This window comes from Buttiauxella agrestis ATCC 33320 (genome assembly GCF_000735355.1).
GTDB lineage: Bacteria > Pseudomonadota > Gammaproteobacteria > Enterobacterales > Enterobacteriaceae > Buttiauxella > Buttiauxella agrestis.
Window position 1 is genome coordinate 394,603 of the sequence record NZ_JMPI01000022.1, and the last position, 25,844, is coordinate 420,446.

At 49.7% G+C, this 25,844-nt stretch carries 23 protein-coding genes; 11 read left to right on the plus strand and 12 right to left on the minus strand.

Annotation, left to right across the window (positions count from 1 at the left end; genetic code table 11):
• Positions 1-8: 8 nt before the first annotated feature.
• From ssuD to ssuE, 3 genes are read right to left on the minus strand one after another with little or no spacing between them, the layout of a single operon-like run.
• Positions 9-1,154: an FMNH2-dependent alkanesulfonate monooxygenase gene (gene ssuD / locus GBAG_RS06515; protein ID WP_034494345.1), complete on the minus strand. Its 1,146-nt coding sequence runs from the start codon at positions 1,152-1,154 to the stop codon at positions 9-11.
• Positions 1,151-2,119, minus strand: coding sequence for a sulfonate ABC transporter substrate-binding protein (locus GBAG_RS06520; protein WP_034494346.1), 969 nt, complete (start codon positions 2,117-2,119; stop codon positions 1,151-1,153). The genes ssuD and GBAG_RS06520 overlap by 4 nt, the downstream gene beginning before the upstream one ends.
• Positions 2,112-2,687 (minus strand): NADPH-dependent FMN reductase, encoded by a 576-nt coding sequence (gene ssuE, locus GBAG_RS06525; protein WP_034494347.1) that lies wholly within the window; start codon positions 2,685-2,687, stop codon positions 2,112-2,114. Before ssuE ends, GBAG_RS06520 begins: the two co-directional genes overlap by 8 nt.
• Before the next feature lie 247 nt (positions 2,688-2,934).
• On the opposite strand from ssuE, the gene pyrD reads away from it, so the two are divergent.
• Positions 2,935-3,945 carry a quinone-dependent dihydroorotate dehydrogenase gene (pyrD, locus tag GBAG_RS06530; RefSeq protein WP_034494348.1) on the plus strand — a complete coding sequence of 337 codons (1,011 nt, stop codon included), beginning with the start codon at positions 2,935-2,937 and terminating at the stop codon, positions 3,943-3,945.
• A gap of 170 nt (positions 3,946-4,115) precedes the next feature.
• Positions 4,116-4,658, plus strand: coding sequence for a cell division protein ZapC (zapC, locus tag GBAG_RS06535; RefSeq protein WP_034494349.1), 543 nt, complete (start codon positions 4,116-4,118; stop codon positions 4,656-4,658).
• Here the strand turns inward: zapC and GBAG_RS06540 are convergent.
• The gene (locus tag GBAG_RS06540) at positions 4,655-5,767 is read right to left on the minus strand and encodes a YcbX family protein (RefSeq protein ID WP_034494350.1); all 1,113 of its coding nucleotides are present in this window, start codon (positions 5,765-5,767) and stop codon (positions 4,655-4,657) included. The genes zapC and GBAG_RS06540 overlap by 4 nt on opposite strands.
• 109 nt (positions 5,768-5,876) lie before the next feature.
• Here GBAG_RS06540 and rlmKL point away from each other — a divergent pair, with 109 nt between their 5' ends.
• The 6 genes from rlmKL (at position 5,877) to rmf (ending at position 13,810) form a co-directional block, all read left to right on the plus strand.
• Positions 5,877-7,994 carry a bifunctional 23S rRNA (guanine(2069)-N(7))-methyltransferase RlmK/23S rRNA (guanine(2445)-N(2))-methyltransferase RlmL gene (gene rlmKL / locus GBAG_RS06545; protein ID WP_034494351.1) on the plus strand — a complete coding sequence of 706 codons (2,118 nt, stop codon included), beginning with the start codon at positions 5,877-5,879 and terminating at the stop codon, positions 7,992-7,994.
• A 5-nt stretch (positions 7,995-7,999) separates the two neighbouring features.
• Entirely contained in the window at positions 8,000-9,907 is a 1,908-nt protein-coding gene (locus GBAG_RS06550) for an ABC transporter ATP-binding protein (protein ID WP_034494352.1), read from the plus strand.
• A gap of 16 nt (positions 9,908-9,923) precedes the next feature.
• A complete protein-coding gene (gene pqiA, locus GBAG_RS06555; protein ID WP_034494353.1) occupies positions 9,924-11,192 on the plus strand; it encodes a membrane integrity-associated transporter subunit PqiA in 1,269 nt (422 codons plus the stop codon).
• Positions 11,182-12,822 carry an intermembrane transport protein PqiB gene (gene pqiB, locus GBAG_RS06560; RefSeq protein ID WP_034494354.1) on the plus strand — a complete coding sequence of 547 codons (1,641 nt, stop codon included), beginning with the start codon at positions 11,182-11,184 and terminating at the stop codon, positions 12,820-12,822. The genes pqiA and pqiB overlap by 11 nt, the downstream gene beginning before the upstream one ends.
• Positions 12,819-13,385 carry a membrane integrity-associated transporter subunit PqiC gene (pqiC, locus tag GBAG_RS06565; RefSeq protein WP_034494355.1) on the plus strand — a complete coding sequence of 189 codons (567 nt, stop codon included), beginning with the start codon at positions 12,819-12,821 and terminating at the stop codon, positions 13,383-13,385. Before pqiB ends, pqiC begins: the two co-directional genes overlap by 4 nt.
• A 257-nt stretch (positions 13,386-13,642) precedes the next feature.
• A complete protein-coding gene (rmf, locus tag GBAG_RS22030; protein ID WP_034456319.1) occupies positions 13,643-13,810 on the plus strand; it encodes a ribosome modulation factor in 168 nt (55 codons plus the stop codon).
• A gap of 72 nt (positions 13,811-13,882) precedes the next feature.
• Here rmf and fabA read toward each other — a convergent pair whose 3' ends face one another.
• On the minus strand, positions 13,883-14,401 hold the full coding sequence (gene fabA / locus GBAG_RS06570) for a bifunctional 3-hydroxydecanoyl-ACP dehydratase/trans-2-decenoyl-ACP isomerase (RefSeq protein ID WP_034494356.1): 519 nt from the start codon (positions 14,399-14,401) through the stop codon (positions 13,883-13,885).
• A gap of 68 nt (positions 14,402-14,469) precedes the next feature.
• Entirely contained in the window at positions 14,470-16,224 is a 1,755-nt protein-coding gene (locus GBAG_RS06575; protein ID WP_034494357.1) for an AAA family ATPase, read from the minus strand.
• 175 nt (positions 16,225-16,399) lie between these two features.
• Between GBAG_RS06575 and matP the strand changes: the two genes are divergently transcribed.
• Positions 16,400-16,852: a macrodomain Ter protein MatP gene (gene matP / locus GBAG_RS06580; protein WP_034494358.1), complete on the plus strand. Its 453-nt coding sequence runs from the start codon at positions 16,400-16,402 to the stop codon at positions 16,850-16,852.
• A gap of 96 nt (positions 16,853-16,948) precedes the next feature.
• On the opposite strand, the gene ompA is transcribed toward matP, so the two are convergent.
• Positions 16,949-18,019, minus strand: coding sequence for a porin OmpA (gene ompA / locus GBAG_RS06585; RefSeq protein WP_156104860.1), 1,071 nt, complete (start codon positions 18,017-18,019; stop codon positions 16,949-16,951).
• A 360-nt stretch (positions 18,020-18,379) separates the two neighbouring features.
• Positions 18,380-18,877 (minus strand): SOS-induced cell division inhibitor SulA, encoded by a 498-nt coding sequence (sulA, locus tag GBAG_RS06590; RefSeq protein ID WP_034494359.1) that lies wholly within the window; start codon positions 18,875-18,877, stop codon positions 18,380-18,382.
• A 220-nt stretch (positions 18,878-19,097) separates the two neighbouring features.
• Here sulA and GBAG_RS06595 point away from each other — a divergent pair, with 220 nt between their 5' ends.
• The gene (locus GBAG_RS06595) at positions 19,098-19,712 is read left to right on the plus strand and encodes a TfoX/Sxy family DNA transformation protein (protein ID WP_034494613.1); all 615 of its coding nucleotides are present in this window, start codon (positions 19,098-19,100) and stop codon (positions 19,710-19,712) included.
• On the opposite strand, the gene yccS is transcribed toward GBAG_RS06595, so the two are convergent.
• A complete protein-coding gene (gene yccS / locus GBAG_RS06600; protein WP_034494360.1) occupies positions 19,709-21,844 on the minus strand; it encodes a YccS family putative transporter in 2,136 nt (711 codons plus the stop codon). The two genes, GBAG_RS06595 and yccS, sit on opposite strands and share 4 nt — an antisense overlap.
• Before the next feature lie 24 nt (positions 21,845-21,868).
• The gene (locus GBAG_RS06605; protein WP_034494361.1) at positions 21,869-22,315 is read right to left on the minus strand and encodes a YccF domain-containing protein; all 447 of its coding nucleotides are present in this window, start codon (positions 22,313-22,315) and stop codon (positions 21,869-21,871) included.
• Positions 22,316-22,439: 124 nt separating this feature from the next.
• On the opposite strand from GBAG_RS06605, the gene helD reads away from it, so the two are divergent.
• Positions 22,440-24,494 (plus strand): DNA helicase IV, encoded by a 2,055-nt coding sequence (gene helD / locus GBAG_RS06610; RefSeq protein WP_034494362.1) that lies wholly within the window; start codon positions 22,440-22,442, stop codon positions 24,492-24,494.
• Here the strand turns inward: helD and mgsA are convergent, their stop codons facing one another.
• Positions 24,495-24,953, minus strand: coding sequence for a methylglyoxal synthase (mgsA, locus tag GBAG_RS06615; protein ID WP_034494364.1), 459 nt, complete (start codon positions 24,951-24,953; stop codon positions 24,495-24,497). It abuts the gene before it with no gap.
• Positions 24,954-25,048: 95 nt separating this feature from the next.
• Entirely contained in the window at positions 25,049-25,714 is a 666-nt protein-coding gene (gene csgI / locus GBAG_RS06620) for a curli synthesis inhibitor (protein WP_034494365.1), read from the minus strand.
• Between the last annotated feature and the right edge of the window lie 130 nt (positions 25,715-25,844).

Consider the following 25,844-nt stretch of genomic DNA (forward strand, 5'->3'; position numbering starts at 1 on the left):
GCGGCTCCTTAGCTTTGCGCGACTTTGCGCGGGATGAAGTCATTCGCCACCACTTCACCTTTTTCCTGAATCTGGCGCGGCTGGGGAATTTGTGGGATCGCAACATCAAGATGTGGGAACAACAGTTCGCCGACCCGATAGGCTTCTTCCAGATGCGGATAACCGGAGAAAATAAAGCTGTCGATACCGAGTGCCGCGTATTCATTAATACGTGCCGCCACCGTCGGGCCATCTCCTACCAGCGCGGTGCCTGCGCCACCACGCACCAGACCAACGCCCGCCCACAAGTTCGGGCTGATTTCCAGATTGTCGCGCTTGCCACCGTGCAACGCCGCCATGCGGTGTTGGCCGACGGAATCCGTGCGTGCAAAAGCAGCCTGCGCTTTGGCGATCGTTTCGTCATCAAGTTGGGAAATCAGGCGATTAGCGGCTTCCCACGCTTCTTCATTTGTTTCACGCACTATCACATGCAGACGAATACCGAAACGAACGGTGCGCCCATGTGCTGCGGCTTTAGCACGAACCTGCTCAATTTTCTCTTTGACTAAATGCGGTGGCTCGCCCCAGGTGAGATAAAGATCAACTTGTTCGGCAGCCAAATCCTGCGCCACATCTGAAGAGCCGCCAAAGTAGAGCGGTGGACGCGGTTGTTGTACCGGTGGGAACAGCAGTTTCGCGCCTTTAACCTGAATGTGTTTGCCTTCGTGATCGACCGTTTCGCCTTCCAGCAAGCGCCGCCAGATGTGGGTAAATTCTGCGGAAGCTTCGTAACGTTCCTGATGATTAAGGAACACGCCGTCTGCGGCTAACTCTTCCGGATCGCTACCCGTGACCAGGTTAAATAAAGCGCGACCGTTGGAAAGCCGGTCAAGTGTTGCGGCCTGGCGTGCTGCCACGGTTGGCGAGGTTACGCTTGGGCGCAGTGCCACCAGGAATTTCAAACGCTGCGTCACCGGAATCATGGAAGCGGCAACCAGCCAGGCATCTTCGCAAGAACGCCCTGTTGGGATCAGTACACCAGTAAAGCCGATTCTGTCTGCCGCCTGGGCAATTTGTTGCAGGTAGCCATGGTCAACCGGGCGTGCGGAGTCGTTGCTGCCTAAGTAATGGCCATCGCCATGGGTAGGTAAGAACCAGAACATATTCAGACTCATGATTTATCTCCTTTAGCGGGTTGCCAGATGCGGGTGCGAATATCGACTTTCTTAGGCACTAAGTGGTTGTCGTAAAATAGATCTGCCGTTTGCTGTTGTTTTGCCGCAGTCTCGGCGCTGACAGGTGTAATCACCGTTGGTGGGCGATGTTCGAAATAGGTGGCAATCACGTTTTCCGGCAGTCCCATGGTTTTTGCCAGCAGCGCAACGCTTGCGTCACGTTGGGTGCGAGTTAACGCATCGGCATCACTAAAGGTCTTCAGAACGTGTTGCAGGAACGGACCGTTTTGTTCGGCATAAGGGCGTGATGCAAGATAGAAAGAACCCGTCTGATTCAGCTCGCTGCCGTCGGTTAACACGCGTACGCCACCGTTCAACAGTGCTGCGGAGTAATACGGATCCCAAATTGCCCAGGCATCAACGTTGCCTTGTTGGAATGCGGCGCGAGCATCGGCTGGTGTTAAATAAGCAGGCTGGACATCGGTAAATTTCAGCCCGGCTTTTTGTAGCGCTCTCAATACCAGGTTGTGGGAACTGGAGCCTTTCTGGAAAGCGATTTTATGCCCTTTCAGGTCGGCCACGGTTTTAAGCGGGCTGTTCTCTGGCACCAGAATCACTTCGGCTTTTGGTTTTGCCGGTTCAGAACCGACATACACAAGATCTGCGCCTGCCGCCTGGGCGAAAATTGGTGGAATGTCACCGGTGCTGCCCAGATCGATACTGCCAATATTCAACGCTTCCAGCATTTGCGGGCCAGCCGGGAATTCAATCCACTGGAATTTGGTTTGCGGATACTCTTTTTCCAGCAGCTGATGGCTTTTTGCCAGCACCATGCTCACAGAACCTTTTTGATATCCGATGCGTAACTGTTCTGGCACGGTTTCTGCGGCGTGCAGGGTGGTGCTGAGGCTCAGAGCGCCAGTCAGCATCAGCCAGGGCGCGGTTCGTTTTAGCAGATTAAACATGGGCAACTCCTTGCGCCTTAAAAGGGGAGGTGACGATAAAATCCCGGCGGTGCAGTGCCTGCCAGAACGTTTCCAGCGAGCTATCAAGACGCTGTTGTAAGTTATTGCTGAACACCGGTTTGTGCTGGTAATCCGCAATTTGGCTGTCGTCGGCAAATACGCCATGAAGGATTTCCTGAGCTTTCAGGGCGTTAAGCACAGGCTTTAAGGCGTAATCGACCGCCAACATATGTGCCACGGTGCCGCCAGTTGCCAAAGGCAGAACGACTTTTTTATCCAGCGCACGCTCAGGCAGCAGATCGAGCAAGGTTTTCAGCGCACCGGAAAACGAAGCTTTATAGACAGGAGTTGCGATGATCACCCCATCGGCTTGCTGTAATTGTTCAATTAACGCGAGCAGTGCCGGGCTGTCGAAACGGGCGTACAGCAAATCTTCTGGAGCGAAGTTATGTAGATGCCAGTGACATACCTCGATATCCAAAGCGCTTAATTTTTCGCGGGCATATTCCAGCAGCGCACTGGAACGAGAGGGGAAGCGCGGGCTTCCAGCCAGGGTTATCACACGCATATTGTTTCCTTATAACTAAATGTTTGCTTTTAGGTAACATTGATAACAATTGAGTGTGATATTCGCGCAGAAGTGTTATTCCACTAAATGATTTATCTGGTTTTCATTTGCCAGAAATCGCATAAAGGACAAAGAGAAGAAAACGTTTGCGTTGATTCGGTGTTTTTTGTTGCAGGTCAATTCCATTCAGGGGCGTTATCGTTAATAATACTGCCCCGGTTTGCATACCGGGAATCCAGGAGAGTTCATGTACTACCCCTTCGTTCGTAAAGCCCTATTCAAGCTCGATCCAGAGCGCGCTCATGAAGTGACATTTCAGCAATTGCGTCGTGTAACAGGTACACCTCTCGAATGGCTGGTGCGGCAAAATGTGCCGTCAAAACCTGTGACTTGCATGGGACTGACATTTAAGAACCCATTGGGTCTGGCCGCAGGCCTGGACAAAAACGGTGAGTGCATTGATGCGTTGGGTGCCATGGGCTTTGGCTCCATTGAAATTGGCACTGTCACGCCTCGCCCACAGCCTGGAAATGATAAGCCACGCATTTTTCGTCTGGTTGAAGCTGAAGGTTTAATTAACCGCATGGGGTTCAATAACCTCGGGGTTGATAACCTGGTTGAGAATGTCAAAAAATCTCATTTCGATGGGGTATTGGGCATCAATATCGGCAAGAATAAAGACACTCCAGTTGAGCAAGGCAAAGACGATTATTTGATCTGCATGGATAAAATTTATCCGTATGCGGGTTATATCGCGATCAATATTTCTTCGCCAAATACCCCTGGATTACGTACGCTGCAATACGGCGAAGCCTTAGACGATCTTTTAATTGCGATTAAAAATAAGCAGCAGGAACTTCAGGCATTGCACCATAAATATGTGCCGGTCGCCGTGAAGATCGCGCCGGATCTTTCTGAAGAAGAATTGATCCAGGTGGCTGATAGTTTAGTTCGCCATAATATTGATGGGGTAATTGCCACCAATACCACATTAGATCGTAGCCTGGTTCAGGGCATGAAATATTGCGATGAAATGGGTGGATTAAGTGGTCGCCCGGTTCAGTTAAAAAGTACCGAAATTATTCGCCGCCTGTCGCAAGAATTAAATGGTCGCTTGCCGATTATTGGCGTCGGTGGGATTGATTCAGTGATTGCCGCGCGTGAGAAGATGGCGGCTGGCGCTTCACTGGTTCAAATATATTCCGGCTTCATATTTAAAGGCCCACCGCTGATTAAAGAAATCATTTCAGGTCTGTAATCATTTTACTTTCCAGACAACCGGAGCTTTATTTCCTGCTCCGGTTGTTTTATATTCCATCACTGTTGCTAATTTGAACATATTGGTCTTTTATTAATGTGTTCATTTACGAAGCGGCGATGGCGATAAGGATATTTTTAATCGCGGGAAGAAGAGAGAAGGTAATAATTATGCGGATTAAACCGGACGATAATTGGCGTTGGTATTATGACGAAGAGCACGATCGTATGATGCTCGATTTAGCCAATGGTATGCTTTTCCGTTCGCGTTTCCCACGTAAAATGCTCACTCCTGATGCCTTTGAAAATACTGGATTTTGTGTCGACGATGCCGCGCTTTTTTTCTCTTTTGAAGAAAAATGTCGCGACCTGGTTTTAAGTAAAGAACAACGCGCGGAACTGGTATTAAATGCGCTGGTGGCGATTCGTTACCTCAAGCCGCAAATGCCAAAAAGCTGGCACTTTATGTCTCACGGTGATTGCTGGCAGCCGATTCCTGGCGACGCCGCTTGTGTATGGTTAAGCGATGATATGCAGCAGGTGAATCTGCTGGTGGTCGAAACGGGTGACAACGCGGCACTCTGCTTACTGGCGCAACCGGGTCTACAACTGGCTGGTCGCACGATGCAGTTGGGTGATGCAATAAAAGTGATGAATGACAGATTAAGGCCGCAACCGTTAAGCAACGACCTTAACCTCGATCAGGCTGTTTAATTTCCCGCTAATTCCACATCGCCCGCCGGTATACAGCTGCAGCACAGAATTGTTCCGTCGTCATTGATAGCGCTTTTCTTCAACGCTTTGACTTCTCCGCTAACCAACTTAATTCGGCAACTTCCACAAATTCCTGCCCGGCAAGAATAGGGCACACGAATGCCTTGTTGTTCTAGCTGTTCGAGCAAAATTTGCTGATTGTTACCGCGAAACTGTTGGCCCTGCCAGTCAATGGCGACCATGCTCTCTTGCTGCTCGAAAGGTTCGAGTGACTCTGCCAGCGCCCCGGCGCCATATATTTTGGCGGGCTTAGTCGCTAACACCTGAAGTTCATCCCCGACACGAATCACGCCGCTGTTACGAGCAATGAGATTCTGGCCAAAATCAACATCGCCATTATCCAGCGCTGTACGGAATTTTTGCAACGTCGCCAGTGGTTCGCTACTCGGATGCTTGCGCCCACGTTCCGGGCTGACGGTTGTCAAAATACAACGGCTGCAAGGCTTGGCGACATCAAACGTCACACCACCCATTCGCACCACTTGCCAGGTGTCTTCTTCCCAGGCTTGCGCACCCGTCACCACAATGTTCGGGCGAAACTGTGTCATTTTGACGCTTGCCGGGCAGCGGTTCTGTAAATCACGCAGTGACGCTTCGTTAGCCAGTAGGAAAGGGTAGCCGTCGGCAAAAGATAACGGGACTTCTTGATGACGTTTTACGCGGCGCGTTAAGGATTCGCCCAACCAGCGTAATTGAACCGGGCGAGAAAAAAAACCGCTCAACCATTGATTGATTTCATCAGGCGCTATTTGCGCGGTGAAGTGATTTCCCCAGACTTCGGTCGGTTCAGCCTGAGGCTGAAAATCCGCAAAACGCACGGTGGCGGAGCTGCCGTCTGGTGCGCTCAGGAACAAACCATCGTGAGTAATTGCCGGAGTAAACAGCACCATTTCCGGTGAAGTACGTGCGGTAATAAAAGTGCCGTCAGGTTCTGTCACCATAAAGATGCGATCAAAGGCCAAACCGCTTGGGGTTACCTGCGCATGAGAGAGGGCAAGACCGCGCATTGATTTCACCGGGTGAATAAAAAGTTGAGACAGGCTAATCATGGCGTCCTCCTTGCCCGTAAAAAAATAATAAGAAGCCAACTTTATGACATGCGTGGCGGATTGGCTATAATGCGCCACAATTTTCTTTTTACACCTGATAAGTGACGATATGAATTCTCTGTTTGCCAGTACGGCGCGTGGGCTTGAAGAGCTATTAAAAACTGAACTGGAGGGCCTTGGTGCGCAAGCATGCCAGGTGGTTCAGGGCGGCGTACATTACCAGGGGGACTCACGTCTGCTCTATCAAAGCCTGATGTGGAGCCGCCTTGCGTCCCGCATTTTGCTGCCTTTAAACGAATGCAGTGTTTATAGCGATCTGGATTTGTACCTCGGCGTACAGACCATCGACTGGCCTGCGCTGTTTGGCCCGGATGCGACCTTTGCGGTGCATTTCAGCGGTCTGAACGACGTTATCCGTAATAGCCAGTACGGTGCGCTAAAAGTGAAAGATGCGATTGTTGACTCCTTCACGCGCAAAAACCTGCCACGTCCAAACGTCGAACGTGAACAGCCAGACCTGCGTATTAACGTCTGGTTGAATAGAGACACCGCCAGCATTGCACTGGATTTAAGTGGCGAAGGCCTGCATCAACGCGGCTACCGCGATAGCACTGGCGCCGCGCCTATTAAAGAAACGCTGGCATCCGCCATTGTGATGCGTTCTGGCTGGCAGCCGGGTAATCCGTTGCTCGATCCTATGTGCGGTTCCGGCACGCTGTTGATTGAAGCGGCAATGATCGCCACCGATCGCGCTCCGGGTCTGCATCGCAAGCACTGGGGTTTCCTGGGCTGGGCGAATCACGATGTCGATTTGTGGAAAGAGATCACCACCGAAGCGCAGGTTCGTGCGCGTAAAGGTCTGGGTGAATACACTTCGCGTTTCTATGGTTCGGATAATGACTCTCGGGTTATCGAACGCGCGCGCGCCAATACCCGTCGTGCGGGTCTGGGCGATATCATCAGCTATGAAGTCAAAGACGTGGCTAAATTGACCAACCCGCTGCCAGAAGGTCCGGTTGGTACGGTTGTCAGTAACCCGCCATACGGTGAGCGTCTGGACAGTGAGCCTGCGCTGATTGCGTTGCACAGTCTGCTTGGCCGCAATATGAAAAACCATTTTGGCGGCTGGAATTTATCACTGTTTAGCGCATCCCCAGATTTGCTAAGCTGCCTGCAACTGCGTGCCGAACGTCAGTTTAAAGCGAAGAACGGCCCGCTGGATTGTGTGCAGAAAAACTATCAATTATCGGCTACCAGCACGGGTGCGCAATCAGGCCAGATTGCTGATGATTACGCAAACCGCCTGCGTAAAAATATCAAAAAACTCGACAAATGGGCGCGCCAGGAAGGCATCGAATGCTACCGAATTTATGATGCCGATTTGCCCGATTATAACGTTGCTGTTGACCGCTACGGCGAGTGGGTTGTGGTTCAAGAATATGCGCCGCCGAAAACGGTGGATGCCAACAAAGCGCGCCAGCGTCTGTTTGATGTGATTGCTGCAACAATGTCTGTACTGGAATTGCAATCCAACCGACTGATCCTGAAAACCCGTGAGCGTCAGAAAGGGAAAAGTCAGTATCAGAAAATGGATGAGAAGGGTGACTTCATGGAAGTGAGCGAATATAACGCTCGTCTGTGGGTCAACCTGACGGATTACCTTGATACCGGTTTGTTCCTCGACCACCGTATCGCACGTCAAATGCTGGGTAAAATGAGCAAAGGGAAAGATTTCCTTAACCTGTTTGCTTATACCGGCAGTGCGACAGTTCACGCAGGGTTAGGTGGTGCTAAAACGACGACCACCGTCGATATGTCTCGTACTTACCTGGAGTGGGCTGAGCGTAACTTGCGTCTTAACGGTTTGAGTGGCCGTGCACACCGCCTGGTTCAGGCTGATTGCCTGGGCTGGTTGCGTGAAACCGATGAACAGTTTGATCTGATTTTTATCGATCCGCCGACGTTCTCAAACTCAAAACGTATGGAAGAATCTTTTGATGTCCAGCGCGACCACATCGTGCTGATGAAAGACCTTAAGCGCCTGTTGCGCCAGGGCGGCACCATTATGTTCTCCAACAACAAACGTGGCTTCAAAATGGACTTTGACGGGTTAGCTAACCTGGGCCTTAGCGCTCAGGAAATCACGCAGAAAACCCTGTCGCAAGACTTTGCCCGTAATCGCCAAATTCATAACTGCTGGCTCGTTACTCACGTAGCCAAGGATTAATTGTCATGTCATTAATTAGTATGCACGGTGCCTGGTTGTCGTTTAGCGACGCACCGTTATTAGATAACACCGAACTTCATATCGAAGAAAACGAACGTGTCTGTTTAGTTGGCCGTAACGGCGCGGGTAAATCCACGCTGATGAAAATCCTCAACCGTGAAGTGCCTCTCGATGATGGCCGCATGGTTTACGAACAGGATTTAATCGTCGCGCGTTTGCAGCAAGATCCGCCGCGTAATGTTGCCGGCACGGTTTATGACTTCGTTGCTGAAGGCGTTGAAGAACAAGCGGAACATCTGAAGGCTTATCACGATATTTCCCATAAAGTGATGACCGATCCGAGCGATAAAAACCTCAATGAGATGGCGCGTATCCAGGAGATTTTGGATCACCAGAACCTCTGGCAACTGGATAGCCGCATTAATGAAGTGCTCGAACAATTAGGTCTGGAAGCTGATACTGAACTGTCGGCACTTTCTGGCGGCTGGTTGCGTAAAGCGGCACTAGGCCGTGCGCTGGTGAGTTCTCCACGTGTTCTATTGCTTGATGAGCCAACCAACCACCTGGATATCGAAGCTATCGACTGGCTGGAAGGTTTCCTGAAAGAGTTCCAGGGCAGCATTATTTTCATCTCGCACGACCGTTCATTTATTCGCAATATGGCTACGCGTATCGTCGACCTTGATCGCGGCAAACTGGTTTCTTACCCTGGCGATTACGATCAGTATCTGCTGGCCAAAGAAGAAGCTCTACGTGTTGAAGATCTGCAAAACGCCGAGTTTGATCGCAAACTTGCTCAAGAAGAAGTGTGGATCCGTCAGGGCATTAAAGCACGCCGTACGCGTAATGAAGGCCGCGTGCGTGCCTTGAAAGCGATGCGTAACGAACGCAGTGCTCGTCGTGAAGTGTTGGGCAGCGCCAAAATGCAAGTTGGTGAAGCGGCGCGTTCCGGCAAGATCGTCTTTGAAATGGAAAACGTGTTTTACCAGATCGCTAACAAAAACCTGGTGTCGGATTTCTCAGCCCAGGTGCAGCGCAGCGACAAAATCGCGCTGGTGGGGCCAAACGGCTGTGGCAAAACCACATTACTGAAACTGATGTTAGATCAGCTGAAAGCGGATAGCGGGCGCGTGCATTGCGGTACCAAGCTTGAAGTGGCGTACTTTGACCAGCACCGTGCTGAGCTTGATCCTGATCGTACGGTAATGGACAATCTGGCGGAAGGTAAGCAAGAAGTGATGGTGAATGGTAAGCCACGCCATGTACTGGGCTACTTGCAGGACTTCCTTTTCCACCCGAAACGCGCCATGACTCCGGTTCGTGCGTTGTCTGGTGGTGAGCGTAACCGCCTTTTACTGGCGAAGTTATTCCTAAAACCAAGCAACTTGATGATTCTCGATGAACCGACGAATGACCTGGATGTCGAAACGCTCGAATTACTTGAAGAGTTGATTGATGGTTACCAGGGAACGGTCATGTTGGTGAGCCACGATCGTCAATTCGTTGATAACACAGTGACCGAATGCTGGATTTTTGAAGGTGAAGGTAAAATCGGTCGCTATGTGGGCGGTTATCATGATGCTAAAGGTCAGCAAGCTTCTGCTCAATCTTTACGCCACTCTGTGGCAGATAAAGCGCAAAACAACCAGCCTGCTAAGGCGGAAGTTGTTAAACGCGCAAGTAGCAAGCTAAGCTATAACCTGCAACGTGAATTAGAGCAATTACCGCAACGTCTTGAACAACTTGAGGCGGAGCTGGAAGCCCTACAAGCGAAGGTCGGGGATGCTGAGTTCTTTAACCAGCCACACGATGTGACGCAAAAAACATTGAGTGATATGTCCAACGCAGAAAAAGCACTGGAAGAGGCTTTTGAGCGCTGGGAATATCTGGAAGCTCTGAAAAACGGCGCGTAACCCAAGGAGACCCGATATGTGTGCCACGCATCATCATCGTTCACACATATTGTGTTCACAATGTGACCTACTAGTTGCGCTACCGATATTGGAGGACGGCCATAAGGCCGTCTGTCCACGTTGCGGTACAACACTTCTCACTCAGTGGTCCTCACCACGCCAACGTCCTACAGCTTATGCGCTAGCAGCTCTGTTTATGTTGTTGCTCGCCAATCTATTTCCCTTCATCAACATGAAAGTAGCAGGACTCAGCAGTGAAGTTTCGCTGCTTGAAATTCCAGGCGTCATGTTCAACGAAGACTACGCAAGCCTTGGCACTTTCTTTATGGTCTTTGTGCAGGCAGTGCCTACGTTCTGTTTAATTACGATTTTGTTATTGGTTAATCAGGTGGCATTACCACTGACGTTTAAAAAGCGTCTGGCACGAATCCTGTTCCAGCTAAAGTCCTGGGGTATGGCCGAAATTTTTCTCGCGGGCGTTTTGGTCAGTTTCGTCAAATTAATGGCTTACGGCGACATTGGCGTCGGGAGCAGTTTTATTCCGTGGTGCTTGTTCTGTGTGTTGCAACTTCGGGCATTCCAGTGTGTGGACCGGCGTTGGCTTTGGGATGATATTGCGCCTGAACCGGCGATTTCGGTACCGCTTAAAGTCGGTGTATCAGGCCTTCACCAGGGGTTGCGTTCTTGTTCATGCTGCACAGCAATCGTGCCAGAGGAGCAGGAAATTTGTCCACGCTGTGAAACCAAAGGATATGTTCGTCGCCGTCATAGCTTGCAATGGACACTCGCTCTGCTGTTGACTTCAATTATGCTGTACCTACCCGCAAATATATTGCCCATCATGATAACCGAAGTGTTGGGCAGCAAAATCCCGTCGACGATTATTGCCGGGGTTATCTTGTTGTGGAGCGAAGGCTCTTATCCGGTTGCTGGCGTTATTTTTATCGCCAGTATTTTGGTTCCGACACTGAAAATGTTAGCGATTGCCTGGTTGTGCTGGGATGCTAAAGGCCACGGTCAGCGTGACAGTGAAAGAATGCATTTGATCTACGAGGTGGTCGAATTTGTCGGGCGTTGGTCAATGATCGATGTGTTCGTTATAGCGGTATTATCGGCCCTGGTGCGTATGGGAGGATTGATGAGTATCTACCCGGCGATCGGTGCCGTGATGTTTGCATTAGTAGTGATTTTGACAATGTTTGCAGCGATGACCTTTGACCCTCGCTTGTCCTGGGATCGCGCACCGGATTCAACTCATGAGGAGTCGTCTGAGCATGGAAAATAAAAGCGGGGAAGCAAAAGTCGCAAAGGTGAAAAATTGGTCCCCGGTATGGATTTTCCCTATCGTAACCGTGCTAATCGGCGCGTGGATCTTATTTTATCACTACAGCCATCAAGGCCCGGAAGTGACGCTGATTACCACGAATGCCGAAGGTATTGAAGGTGGGAAAACCATGATTAAAAGCCGAAGCGTTAATGTCGGTGTCGTGGAAAGCGCTGTCCTGTCCGATGATTTGCTGCATGTCGAAATTACGGCACGTTTAAATTCCGGTATGGAAAAACTTCTGCACAAAGACTCAGTGTTTTGGGTGGTGAAACCGCAGGTCGGCCGCGAAGGTATTTCTGGCCTGGGTACGTTACTCTCGGGTGCCTATATCGAACTGCAGCCGGGGACGAAAGGCTCAAAAGTGGAACGTTATGATTTACTGGATGCTCCGCCGCTGGCACCGCCGGATGCAAAAGGCATTCGTATTACGCTCGATAGCAATAAAGCAGGGCAGCTCTCTCCTGGCGACCCGGTTCTGTTCCGGGGTTATCGCGTCGGTTCAGTTGAAACCAGCACTTTCGATGCTGCAAAACGTAGTATCAGCTATCAGCTGTTTATCAGCGCGCCAAACGATCGTCTGGTCACCAGTAATGTGCGTTTCTGGAAAGACAGTGGGATCGCCGTGGATATGTCATCCCAGGGGATGCGTGTCGAAATGGGTTCTCTCACCACGCTGTTTAGCGGCGGTGTGAGTTTTGACGTGCCGGAAGGTTGGGATCTTGGCAAACCTGTGAAAGCAGGCAGCGAATTCAATCTGTTTGATGATCAGAAAAGTATTCAGGACTCCTTGTATACCGATCACATTGATTACCTGATGTTCTTTAAAGATTCCGTGCGTGGTCTGCAACCAGGGGCACCTGTTGAATTCCGTGGTATACGCCTCGGGACAGTGGCGAAAGTGCCATTCTTCACCGAAGGCATGCGTCAGAAAATCAACGATGATTTCCGTATCCCGGTTCTGATCCGTCTTGAACCTGAACGTTTGCAGAATCTTGTTGGTGATGACATCCATATTCAGGACAACATGACCTCGTTAATTAAACGTGGTTTGCGGGCTTCGATGAAAACCGGCAGCCTGGTGACTGGGGCACTGTTTATCGATCTTGATTTCAACCCTAAAGCACCGCCTGTTACCGATTTGCCGACCTTTAACGGTTATCCAATTATCCCAACGATGAGCGGAGGCCTGGCGCAAATCCAACAGCGCTTGCTGGAAACTCTGGATAAGATTAATAACTTGCCATTGAATCCGATGATTGAGCAAACCACCAATTCGCTTGCCGAAAGTCAGCGAACCATGAAGCACTTGCAGCAGACCCTCGATAATCTGAACAAGATTACGTCGAACAAGTCGATGCAATCATTGCCTGAGGATATGCAGTCAACGCTTCGTGAGCTCAATCGCAGCATGCAAGGCTTCCAGCCAGGCTCTGCTGCTTATAACAAGATGGTGGCGGATATGCAGCGTCTTGACCAGGTTCTGCGTGAATTGCAGCCGGTGCTACGAACGCTGAACGATAAGAGTAATTCGCTTATCTTTGAAGCGAAGGATAAAAAAGATCCCCAGCCGAAGAGGGCAAAAGAATGAAAAGATGGCTTCCATTGATTGCTGCATTAGCCTTAACGGCCTGTAGCAGCAGCGACGAAGGAAAAACGTATTACCAACTGCCTCAAAGCTCAACGCCTGCTGTGCAGGCTGTGAGCCAGCCTGGCACCCACTTGTTATGGGTGGAACAAGTGGCGGTTCCTGATTACCTCGCCGGAAACGGCGTGGTTTATCAAACCAGTGATGTTCAGTATGTCATCGCTACCAGCAACTTGTGGGCGAGTCCTTTAGATCAGCAACTACGTAATACGCTGGTGAGCAATCTGAGCAGTGCATTACCCGGTTGGGTGGTGGCTTCACAACCGTTGGGCAGCCTTCAGGATACTCTGAATGTTAATGTGACGGGTTTCCACGGACGCTATGACGGCAAGGTGATTGTGAGCGGTGAATGGTTGCTCAATCATCAGGGGCAATTGATTAAACGCCCGTTCCATGTGGAACTTAAGCAGCAAGAAGATGGTTATGATGCAATGGTGAAAACCTTAGCGCAGGCCTGGCAGCAAGAGGCGCAAAGCATTGCCAGCCAGTTAAACCGTATTAATTAATTTTCTTAAGTAGCACAAAAAAGCTGCGTCTTTCCGCTGTAAAGCGGGGCGCAGCTTTTCTTTTGGCATTAACCTATTACCCGACCCATCTCACATTTTTATCTCAAATATCATCACGTGTAGCTCACATTTATGACATTGGCGTGAATTTTGCGCATTGACGATGGCTGTTTTTGGAGGTATTCGTTATATGTGCTTGCACATTTTGCAGGCACTGTTTTCTTTCCACCAGATTAAAGAAATGAGGGAAACGAGGCATGAAGAGACAAAAACGAGATCGCCTGGAACGGGCTCATCAACGTGGTTATCAAGCAGGTATCGTCGGACGTTCCAAAGAGATGTGTCCTTATCAGACACTGAATCAAAGGTCGTACTGGATGGGAGGCTGGCGAGAAGCCATGGAAGACAGGGCGGTTACCGCGTAATCACTGTCTCTTTAGAAAAAGAAACCTCCGCATGGCGGAGGTTTCGCGTTTCAGAGCTTTATACAATCAGACTTAGAAAGCAGTAGTGTCTTTGAACAGACCTACTTTCAGATCGGTAGCGGTGTAAATTACACGGCCGTCAACCAACACTTCACCATCTGCCAGGCCCATAATCAGGCGGCGATTAATAACGCGTTTGAAGTGAATACGGTAGCTGACTTTTTTTGCAGTTGGCAGGATCTGACCCGCAAGTTTAACTTCACCCACGCCCAGCGCACGGCCTTTGCCTTCGCCGCCTAACCAGCCCAGATAGAAGCCTACCAACTGCCACATCGCATCCAGACCCAGGCAACCAGGCATTACCGGATCGCCGATAAAGTGGCAACCAAAGAACCACAGGTCAGGATTGATATCCAGTTCTGCTTCAACGTAACCTTTATCGAAGTTACCGCCGTCTTCAGTCATCTTGACTACGCGGTCCATCATCAGCATGGATGGCGCAGGCAAACGTGGGCCTTCAGCACCAAACAGTTCGCCACGACCAGAGGCAAGAAGATCTTCTTTTGTATAGGATTCGCGTTTATCTACCATGTTTACAGTAAGCCTTTTTATAATGAAGCACGCATGTTAGCTAACACGTGTACGCTCAACAAGTCCGATCAGTTTTGATTGAACCAGTTAAGCCAACGTAATGGCCATGGATAACGGTGCCGAATATCTTGCGCAGATGCCTGAGCGATTCGCTCTTGCACCGCACGCAACAGCGTATTTTGCCCTTCGCCATCCCAGGGCAGGTTTGTTAATAAGGGTAGTGCATCCGTGACATCGTCGATGGCCCAAATCGTGAATTGCCCTTGTTCTACGGCATCCAGAACATCCTGGTGCAGACAAAGGTGACGCACATTAGAAACCGGGATAATCACGCCTTGCTTGCCGTTAAACTCACGTTGCTGGCAAATACGGAAGAAGCCTTCGATTTTCTCATTCAGGCCACCAACAGGTTGCACACGACCAAACTGATCGACTGAACCTGTCACCGCGATATGCTGATAAATAGGCACATTAGCCAGCGCACTGATTAACGCGCACAGTTCGGCCATTGAAGCGCTATCACCGTCGACTTCGCTGTAAGACTGCTCGAAAGTCAGCGAGGCGGAGAAGGGGATTTGCTGATCAAGCTGCAATTCTGACATCAAAAATGCCTGCATGATCATCATGCCTTTCGCATGAATATTACCGCCCAACTCAGCTTTGCGCTCAACGTCGGTAAATTCACCATCACCCACATGCACAACACAACTAATGCGCGAAGGTTCGCCGAATGCACGTGGATGACCAGGGAATTCAATGACCGACAAGGCGTTTATCTGGCCAACCATTTCACCTTCTGTTTCGATCAGGATCTGCTCAAGCAGGATTTCGTCCTGCATGCGTTCAGCCAGATAACCTTCACGCCATTCGCGCTGCGCTAGCATTTGCGTCAGCTCTTCGGCACCAAAGCTTTCATTTTCAGTGAATGCGGCAACTTCACGTAGCTGGCGGCTAATCCATGACGGGCACAGCGGCAGAGTTTCCTGGTCGCCGGTATAACGCACGGCTTCACGGATGAGTGGCTGCCAGGCATCCGCTGCAGGAACTGGCAGGGATTTTGATTGCGCAACGGCATAAATCCACTGGCACCACAACGCCATATCATCGGCAGAGGCGATCTGCAGATTCTCTTCAAACTCGCTGTAAATGGCCGAAGTCGCCAGTTCAGGTTCCATGTCCTGGAAATCAGCCAACGATTCACGTTCACCCACCAGCACCAGTTTCAGGCTTAATGGCAGTGATGGAATGTTAACGGGCAATGGACGAGTTTCATCCTGGGAAATCCAGTCGAAACGGCCTTGAATGACCATTTGTTTAAGGCGCAACCACAGTAGCGGTTGTGCTAAAACACTGCGCAATGACAGCACCAGAATGCCACCATTTGCGCGGTGAACCAGACCCGGTGTCAGCGTGATTTCACCCGCGAACTGACGCACGCAACCGAAAAGTTGTTCCGCTTCAATCCAGTCAGCGGCAACGACTTCAGACTGGCCTGCAAAATTGTCTTCAGCTGTTTCGGCAGGGCGTAGCGTGATGCGCGAGCCTTCAATCAGGTAATGTCCGCCTGTCAGAGCGTTATCCTGCGACCAGCATTCACGTGCTGCTGCGGTAATGAGATTAAGGTACTCGGCTTCTTCAGCGGCTTTTACCAGCATCAGATCGGCCGAGGCTACCGGTTGGCTTAGCTGCACAAGTCCATAAGACAGACGAGGTTGTACAGCGGAGAAAGGGGCAGTTTCGGAATCATAAGGCTGTGCAAAGATTTCCTGATAGCTTTCGGTATCAGGTACAAGAGCACGCCATTCAAGTCGATTAGTCGTCAAAGTCGCTATTTATTAATTAGATGTCAAAGGCGCGATTATACAAGAATAGCCAGGGCAGCACACGGTTTATGCGGAGCGGCAAGTTTACTTAGCTCACAGCTTTCATTTTTCAGGTAAGCGAAAATAGAAAAAACTGTTATTCTGAAGTGAGTTACACGGTCACACTGAGACAACAATGAAATATCAACAGTTGGAAAATCTCGAGAGCGGCTGGAAGTGGAAGTATCTGGTTAAAAAACACCGCGAAGGCGAGCTAATCACACGTTATATCGAGGCGAGTGCAGCGAAAGAAGCTGTTGATGAGTTGTTACGCTTAGAGAATGAACCGGTGCGTGTGTTGAGCTGGATAGAGCAGCATATGAATCCAGAACTTCACAACCGCATGAAACAAACTATCCGTGCGCGTCGTAAACGGCACTTTAATGCCGAGCATCAGCATACGCGTAAAAAATCCATCGACCTGGAATATCTGGTCTGGCAGCGTTTAGCTGGCCTTGCTCATCGGCGTGGATGCACACTGTCGGAAACGATTGTACAGTTGATTGAAGATGCGGAGCGTAAAGAACAATACGCCAATCAGATGTCATCTCTCAAACAAGATCTGCAGGCATTGCTGGGCAAAGAATAAGAGCAGTTGTTGTGACGCTGTGCTTCTCTATTCCTGGTTACTTAGAATTCAGAAACAAAAAACCCCGCCGAAGCGGGGTTTTTTTATAACGGTAACTTATGCCGCAGGCTGAGTTACAACGTCTTTGATACCTTTAACTTCGATCTCAACGCGACGATCTGGAGCCAGGCAATCAATCAGTTTAGCTTTAGGAGCTACGTTATCACAGGTGTTGCCAGTAACTGGGTTAGATTCGCCCATACCGCGTGGGGAGATCTTGTTAGCTGGGATACCTTTAGAGATCAGGTAATCAACAACAGACTGTGCACGTTTGTCAGACAGTTTCTGGTTGTATTCATCAGAACCGATACGGTCTGTGAAGCCCAGAACAACTACTGAACCATCTTTCGGATCAAGGTTGCTCAGCTGAGTATACAGCTGATCCAGAGCTTGTTGACCTTCTGGCTTCAGAGTTGCTTTGTTGAAGTTGAACAGAACGTCAGACTTCAGGGTGAAGTGCTTGGTCTGTACTTCTGGAGCTGGAGCTGGAGCTGGAGCTACAACTGGAGCTGCATCGTACTGGCCGAAACGGTAAGAAACACCCAGGCTCAGCATGCCGTTGTCTGGACGAGTACCAACTGTTTGTGCGTCACCGATGTTGCTAACCCACTGGTAATCCAGACGAGTTGCGATATCACGGGTGATTGCGTATTCAAGACCAACTGCCGCCAACGGGGAAACACCAGTGTCGTGGTTGCTCACACGAGTAGTGCCGTTGTCGTAGTTGCCTTTGGAGTCTGCACGCCAAACCATACCACCCAGACGAGTGTAGATGTCCAGTTCGTCAGTGATTGGGTAGCTCAGTTTAGCAGCCAGTTGAACGCCTTGCGCTTTGAAAGCACCGTTATCAACGCTGCCGGTATAAGCCATACGGCCCAACCAGTCATAACCCATTTCCAGACCAACGTACGGGTTAACCTGGTAACCACCGAAGGCACCAGCACCCAGTTGGCTGTTGTGAGTTGAACCATTGTTGTTCTGATAGCCGTTTCCGTAGAAACCGGTGTCATGGAACTGGGACCAACCCAACTTACCACCTGCATACCAGGTGTTATCTTTCGGTGCGGCCTGCGCTACGGTAGCGAAGCCAGCCAGTGCCACTGCAATCGCGATAGCTGTCTTTTTCATTTTTTGCGCCTCATTATCATCCAAAAAGGCCATGAGCTTTAAAATCGCTCTAAAGCCCAGGGTTAAATCCTTCGCCCGAGTTTATGCTCACTTGTTACTCTACCGATCAATCGGTGTTATGGAAGAGCAACCCTGGCGAGCTAAAGTCTACAACGTAGTTGAAAACTTACAAGTGTGATGTCCGTCAGGCATATGAAAAAAAACGACTTGTGTACACATTTTCTAACAAGTTCGCGCAGAATTTATACTCAAAGATTTCTGGAGAATGCCGCTACAAGCGGCTTGAGACGCGGTTCCACTATGAATCATAAAGATTTGTCAGGAGCTGAAGAAAAGTTCCAGGATTTCTCTTAAATTTACTTAATGATACAAACTAGAATGAATTTTTAGGCCAGTTCGTGGTCGACACCCTGTTTTGGAGGTGTGCATCGGACGCATTATGAAGCCGATCGCATTACCCATTTCAGCTGCTGATGATAGCTGCAAATGTTCTTCATCTGTTAATTCTTTAGGCAACCAACCGATGACCACGCTGTAATTTCCAGTCTGCAATGCTTTTACCATAGCATCTACGGTGAAAAGTGGATCTAACTGGCTCACCTGCATGACTTTTGTAAGTGGAAGACCTGCCGATTTAACCCATTGACGACTCAATTTTTGCTGTGGCGTTAGCCAAAGCTGCCAACGTGACTGTTGACCAAGTTGCTGGAGCAGGGGCAACAGCACCAGTTGCGTAACCCATGGCTGATCTTCGCTATAGATCACTTCACTAATCAACCCTTTAGTATTGTTACCTGCTGATGACTGAGTCAAAGAAGAAAGAGGGGCAACGTGAGTTAGAACGTTATGTGATTGCATAGTTAATCCCGCCTGATGGGTTACTGTATGAATATACAGTAATGCCTGTCAGGCCAAAGATCAATCTAAATTTCGGAAAGCATATCGCAATTTCTTCACGTAAATCTGCGGAATGCGAAAATGTGATTGCCGTCTGTCATCAGGTTACCTATTTTCGTGTTACTGGAAACAGTAACAAGCCGCAATGATGTGTTATAGCATGATATTTAAGGATATATTCATGAAAAAGCGATCTTATACAAGGATTCATCAATCGAAAGAATGCTTATCCCCGCTAGGGGATATCAGCCATCGTTCATTATTTGGAGGCTATAGTCTGACGGTCGATAATGTCGTGTTTGCCATGGTTTCTGAAGGGGAACTTTACTTAAGAGCTTGTGAGCAGTCAGAGGTATATTTTGTTAAGAGGGCGGCAGCGCCATTGCTCTATAACAAACGTGGGCGGACGATTGAACTTAATTACTTCCGTGTTGATGAAGGGTTGTGGAACGATCAAGAAACGCTTTTAAAACTCTCATCGGATGCATTGTTTAGCGCCCGCCGTGAAAAATCCCGCCATAAATCTCATCAACGACTCAAGGATCTCCCGAATTTAACCCACAGTCTGGAGATGATGCTGTGGGAAGCCGGTATTGCGGATGTCAGAACGCTACATGCTTACGGTGCGAAGCGGTCATGGATAAAGTTGAGGAGCGTGAATAAAGGGCTGGGAGTCAGAGTACTACTGGCCCTGGCGGGGGCGATTTGCGGTATTCATGAAGCAGCACTCCCGGCGACGACGCGCCAGGAGTTAGTTGAGTGGGGGCAGCTATATGAACAACGGCAGGCGGGTTAATCGTACTGCTGTGTGACAAGCTGCTGGAGGCGCGAGATTTCTGGTAAAAGTGCAACCAACAGGCCAATTTGCTGAAGGACTAACGGCTCTTTGGTCTCTGGTTGCGGCTCCAGTGAAGTTATCCGCTCGGACAACCCTTGCAAGGCTTTTTGAACGCGTTCTTCATCGGCAGGCAGATGATGCAGTGCATCATCGACGTAACAGACGGCATCATCAAGCAGCAACAAAATATCTTCATTGGTCAGCATTTCGCGGTGCGCGCCCAACGCCGAAATATAACTGTTAAATGTATGATTGAGGCACAATAAGCGAAATGCCGTTTCTCGCGCTTCCGGCGTGACTCTGGGCTCTGAGGACATGTTCGATACCACAGATGCCAGCTCCGCATCCTTGTTGTGTGCATCCCGGCGCGCAATACGATACTCCAGTCGGTTATCACGGCCTTGATGATATTGCTCGAGAATGGCATCCAGATAGCGGCAATTGGCATTGAATGCCCGCTCTACAACTAATGGCAGCCGACGGAATCGCCAGTCAGGCCAGATGTAACTCACCGCCGCCCATGCGATCCCACATCCCAAAAGGGTGTCGAAAATTCGCGGCATTGCGACTTCAAAACCTTCGCCCAACAAGTTGAAACACAGCAACACCAGCAACGTGATGAACATAGTGGCGTGAGCGTATTGCACGTTGCGGAAGGCAAAAAACAGCACGCCGGTGATAACAATTAAAACCAGTTGCCCTTCGAGCGACGGCACAAAATAGAGAACCGGTAAACCAACTGCCACGCCGACTAACGTGCCAATTATACGAAGCGCTAAGCGGCGACGAGTGGCACTGTAGTTAGGCTGGCAAACAAACAGGCTGGTCAGAAGTATCCAGTAGCCATGTTTTAGCCCGGTTAACTGAATAAACGCGTAGCCTACGCACAGCACCACAGACATGCGTACCGCATGGCGGAATAAAGCAGACTCCGGCGTCAGATTTCGCTTCAGCCGTTGCCACATATCACCAAAGCCGGTCAAACGGTCATCAAGCAGGCGGTTTTCGATATTATTTTCCGGTGCTGCCAGCGCCTGCTCAGACTCAATTGTCGCCAGTTGAGCGTCAATTGCGCGCAAGTTACTCACCAGATAACCCAGTGCTTTTAATTCGCTCGCCAGCGCCGGGTCAGTTTTCAGCCTTTCAATCGCAGCGTCCAGATGTGTAAATGCACGCTCAAAGCGTGGATCGTGTTGGTATTTCAACCGCAGTAAAACAGATCGCGAGAGCTGCAAACAGGCTTGAGATTGCAGGGACAGCAGGCGTTGAAAGCGGAACATAATATCGCTGTAGCGGAATTTGTCGCGCAGCGCCTGGTATTGAATATGTGATGAACTTGCGCGTTCATGAATATCCTGGGCGACAAAATAGTAGTGCAGCGTTCGGCGTGTGCCGCGCTGCCCACGATCGCCACGTAAACGCGTCAATAAAGAACCTTTGGTCTGATTTAACGTTGTCACCAACTGGCTGTTAGCCATGGCAAGCTCAAGCATTGGAGCCTGGCTTTCTTCTTCGATATCGGGGTCAAAAAGCGTAGCTTTAACTTCCAGATAACGAGCGAGGCTTTCATAACAACGCGCCAAGTTATCTTGCAGCGGGCGGATGGGGAAAATCAGATGGCCTGCCAGAGTCAGCAAGTTGTACCAGATTGCACCTGCCAGCAGCAGAATCGGTTGTTGATACCAGTGGTCATATAAAGAAATACCCAACATGGTATAGATGGCAATGAGCAGCGCGCCAAAGGCGATGGTGGCATAACGCTGGCCTAAACCGCCCAGCAGAATAAATCCGCTGGTGGAAATCATCAATCCAATGCCAAACAGCAGCGGCCATGGGTACAGCAACTCCACAGACGCCGAAGCAATAAAGAAACTCACCAGGGTAATCAGAAGATTTCGCAAGCGCCCGGCCAGCCGGTCATCTAAATCGGCAAGGGCTGCGGCAACCACACCCAGGGTTAGTGGAATAGTGAGCTTAACTTCACCTAACCACCAGGGCAGGGCAGCAGTGCCAGTGAGCGCAATAAAAATGCGCAAGTTATACAGCCAGGCACTGTTCCAGGTATAACGACGCAGAATTGGACTAAGCATTAATACTCACTATTCTTGTCAGAATTACTGGAAACGACGGCGGGCGTTAGCTTCACGCGCAGCCTGTGCGACTTCGACAGAAACGACACGGCGGCCCACAGGCCAAAGCGCGATAACAGCGATTTTGAAATTAGCGATCCCCACAGGGATACCGATAATGGTGATGCATTGGGCAATACCAGTGGCGATATGAAGTAAGCATAACCACCAGCCGAAAAATATCAGCCAAATAATGTTCAGCAATGTGCCGCCGGTATTCAGAATGGCGCTTTTCCCTTGAGGGTTGAGTTCGTCGACATGCACCGCTTCGTTACCGTATGGTACGAAAGAGAGTTTAGTAATCTCCCAGCAGGATCGTGTCAGGGGCAACGTGAAAATAAAAATGATACTGACCAGAGTGGCCAGCAACCAGGATAGGGTGGTCAGAAAACCGCCGAGTACAAAGTTCAAGACATTTAGGACTGTACGCATAATCACTCTTATTTAGGGTGTAAATAAATAACCACAACAATTGTAACGCGTTTTTACTCTGGAGCGTCATTCCTTCGCCGGGTAAACTTAACCACAATCACCATTCTGGATCAGGCAAAGCGTAATGGAATTAAAAGCGACCTCTCTTGGCAAACATTTAGCACAGCACCCATACAATCGTGTGAAATTACTGGCTGCGGGTGTAGAGGTGAAAGGAGAACGTCACGAATACCTTATTCCATTCAATCAGTTAATTGCTATCAATTGCAAGCGTGGCCTGGTCTGGGGCGAGCTGGAATTTGTGTTGCCGGATGACAAAGTGGTGCGTTTGCATGGTACAGAATGGAATGAAACCCAGCGCTTTTATCATCATCTTGATCAGTTATGGCAGAGCTGGAGTGTCGAGATGAGTGAAGTTGCGGCGCAGGTGCTTCAACAGCAGTATGCCGAGATTACGCGCCGCATCCAGCAGGAAAAATGGTTCAAACGCAGCGATATGCAGGCATTGCAGCAAAATGTACGCGTCGCTTTTTCTGCATTGCCACTCCCGCAGGCAAGGCTGGAGGATTTCGATAATTGCCGCGAATTATGGATGCATTGCAAAGCCTGGCTTGAACAAGGTGAGACTCGTCGCCATCAGCGTAATACCGCGTATACCAATCATATGCTTGAAAAGCATGCTGATTTTTTCCAGAAAATAGAAAGCTCACCGCTCAATCATTCTCAGGCACGCGCAGTGGTCAACGGCGAAGACTCACTTTTGGTGTTAGCGGGAGCCGGGAGTGGCAAAACTTCGGTATTGGTGGCTCGTGCGGGGTGGTTACTGCAACGTGGCGAGGCCAGCGAAGATCAAATCTTGTTATTGGCATTTGGTCGCAAAGCCGCTCAGGAGATGGACGAGCGTATCGCTGAACGTCTCCATACCGACGCGATTTCAGCTCGTACCTTCCATGCTCTGGCGTTGCATATTATCCAGCAAGGCAGCAAAAAAGCGCCGCGCGTCAGCGAACTTGAATCCGATACCAACGCACGCCACCAACTACTGATTGAAAGCTGGCAGCAGCAATGTCGAGAGAAAAAAGCGCAGGCGAAAGGCTGGCGTGAATGGTTGCGCGACGAGTTGCAGTGGGACGTGCCGGAAGGCGAATACTGGAAAGACGAGCGTCTGGCGAAACGTCTGGCCAGTCGATTAGATCGTTGGCTTGGCCTTATGCGAATGCACGGCGGCTCGCAGGCTGACATGATTGCCTCAGCGCCAGAAGACATTCGAGATCTCTTCGCTAAACGCGTCAAGCTCATGGCGCCGTTATTAAAAACCTGGAAGACGGCACTGAAAGCCGAAGAGGCTGTCGATTTCTCAGGGCTGATTCATCAGGCCATTAATGTGCTGGAAAAAGGGCGATTTATCAGTCCGTGGAAGCATATTTTAGTTGATGAATTTCAGGATATTTCGCCTCAACGGGCAGCATTACTGGCGGCGCTGAGAAAACAAAACTCGCATACTTCGCTGTACGCGGTGGGCGATGACTGGCAGGCAATTTATCGTTTCAGCGGTGCAGAAATGTCGTTGACAACCGCATTCGCTCAAAACTTTGGCGATGCAGATCAATGTGCGCTGGATACGACGTACCGCTTCAATGATCGCATCGGCGAGATTGCTAATCGTTTTGTGCAGCAGAATCCACATCAACTTGCTAAGCCGCTGAACAGCCTGTCAAAAGGTGATAAAAAAGCCGTAACGTTATTGGCCGACGATCAACTCGAAGCGCTGCTCGACAAAATGAGTGGTTATGTTCAGCCTCAAGAACGCATTCTGGTGCTGGCGCGTTACCATCATTTACGCCCGGCGATTCTGGAAAAAGCCGCAACGCGTTGGCCTAAACTGGCCGTCGATTTTATGACGATTCATGCCAGCAAAGGGCAGCAAGCAGACTATGTTGTGGTTCTGGGATTGCAGCAGGGGAAAGATGGTTTCCCGGCAGTGGCACGCGAATCTGTCATGGAAGAGGCGTTGTTGCCGCAACCTGAAGACTATCCTGATGCGGAAGAGCGGCGGTTGTTGTACGTGGCGATGACGCGGGCCCGTCATCGTGTCTGGCTGTTATTCAACAAACACGAACCGTCCAGTTTTGTCGATATTCTTAAACAGCTTGGCGTGCCCGCAGCCAATCGACCGTAATTATTTCAGTCGATCTGCCAGATAGCGTGGGTAATCCGGGATTAGAATTTCAACTGACTGGTCAAAGCCTGGCGATTGAATAATAAAATCAGCGGTCGATAAATTGGTCGCAACCGGGATGTTCCACACTGTCGCCAGGCGCAGTAACGCTTTAACGTCCGGGTCATGTGGAACGGCGTTAAGCGGGTCCCAGAAGAAAATCAGCACATCAATTTTCCCTTCAGAGATCAGTGCCCCAACTTGCTGATCGCCGCCCATCGGGCCGCTTAGCATGGCGTTGACATCCAGACCGCTGCCACGCTGAATCAGATTTCCTGTGGTGCCGGTTGCGTACAACACATGATGGGTGAGAGTGGCTTTATGGCGCTCAACCCATTTCAGCAGCGCGTCTTTGCAGTGATCGTGCGCAACCAGCGCAATATGTTTTTGTTCCGCCAGCGTGCGGGTCGTTAATTCCATTGCTTAATCCTGATTGATTAAAATTGCCTACAGCTTACTGAAAGCCACTGATGCTGCAAGAGAAGGGTGTCAAAAATGCAGGATTAGCAAAGCAATTATTGCGTTGGGTTATCTTTTACCCATTGTAAGAAACGCTCACGAGTCGATTTGTCTGCCTGTAAAAACCAGTATCGCAGGCGTTGCTCCGTTAAGGTTTCTGACTGCCGGGGTGGAGTATCAAGCTCGGATGATTTCGAGAGCAACTCGCTATCATCCGCCATCATTGTAGCGAAACCTTTTATCGACGCCGTTTTTCCCGCCTTGTTGTAAAACTGAGTATCTCGCTCGTAATCAATTCCCTGAGATGTGGCTTTGATCGGCAAAATATCAATTTTCAAGGGGATCACGGCGGCGTCACCATCCAATAATTGCAGATGCGGAGCGTGGTCGAATTCATCACTTTCTTTATCATTCTCTAAACGGGGCAGATTAAAATTAACCTGGCTAACTTCTTTGGTATCGAAGCTCACTACCAACGGTGGCGAGATATAAAGCCGTTGTTCACGCGTGCTGGTACGAATATTTTTTTCAACCCGAAACACCAGTTGATGCGGGCCATTATCCAGCTCAAGACTATCCGCGCCTCGCAGTAAAGAACTGGAAACTTTTTTCCCATCAAGCACCAGCAAATCGATATCCGTAGACAAACGTAACGTTGTTGACCACGCTTCAGGCGGTAACATAAGCAAACAACATATCGCTATGAAGAACCAGGTTCTCATCAATGACTCCTGCCTCAAGTAAATTGGGCTATCCGTAGCTGAATGTATCAAAATTTTTCACATCGCCCGCTCATTAACATATAGACATATTTCCAGGATTTGCTCTACTACGTCCGTATGGGAAAGATGG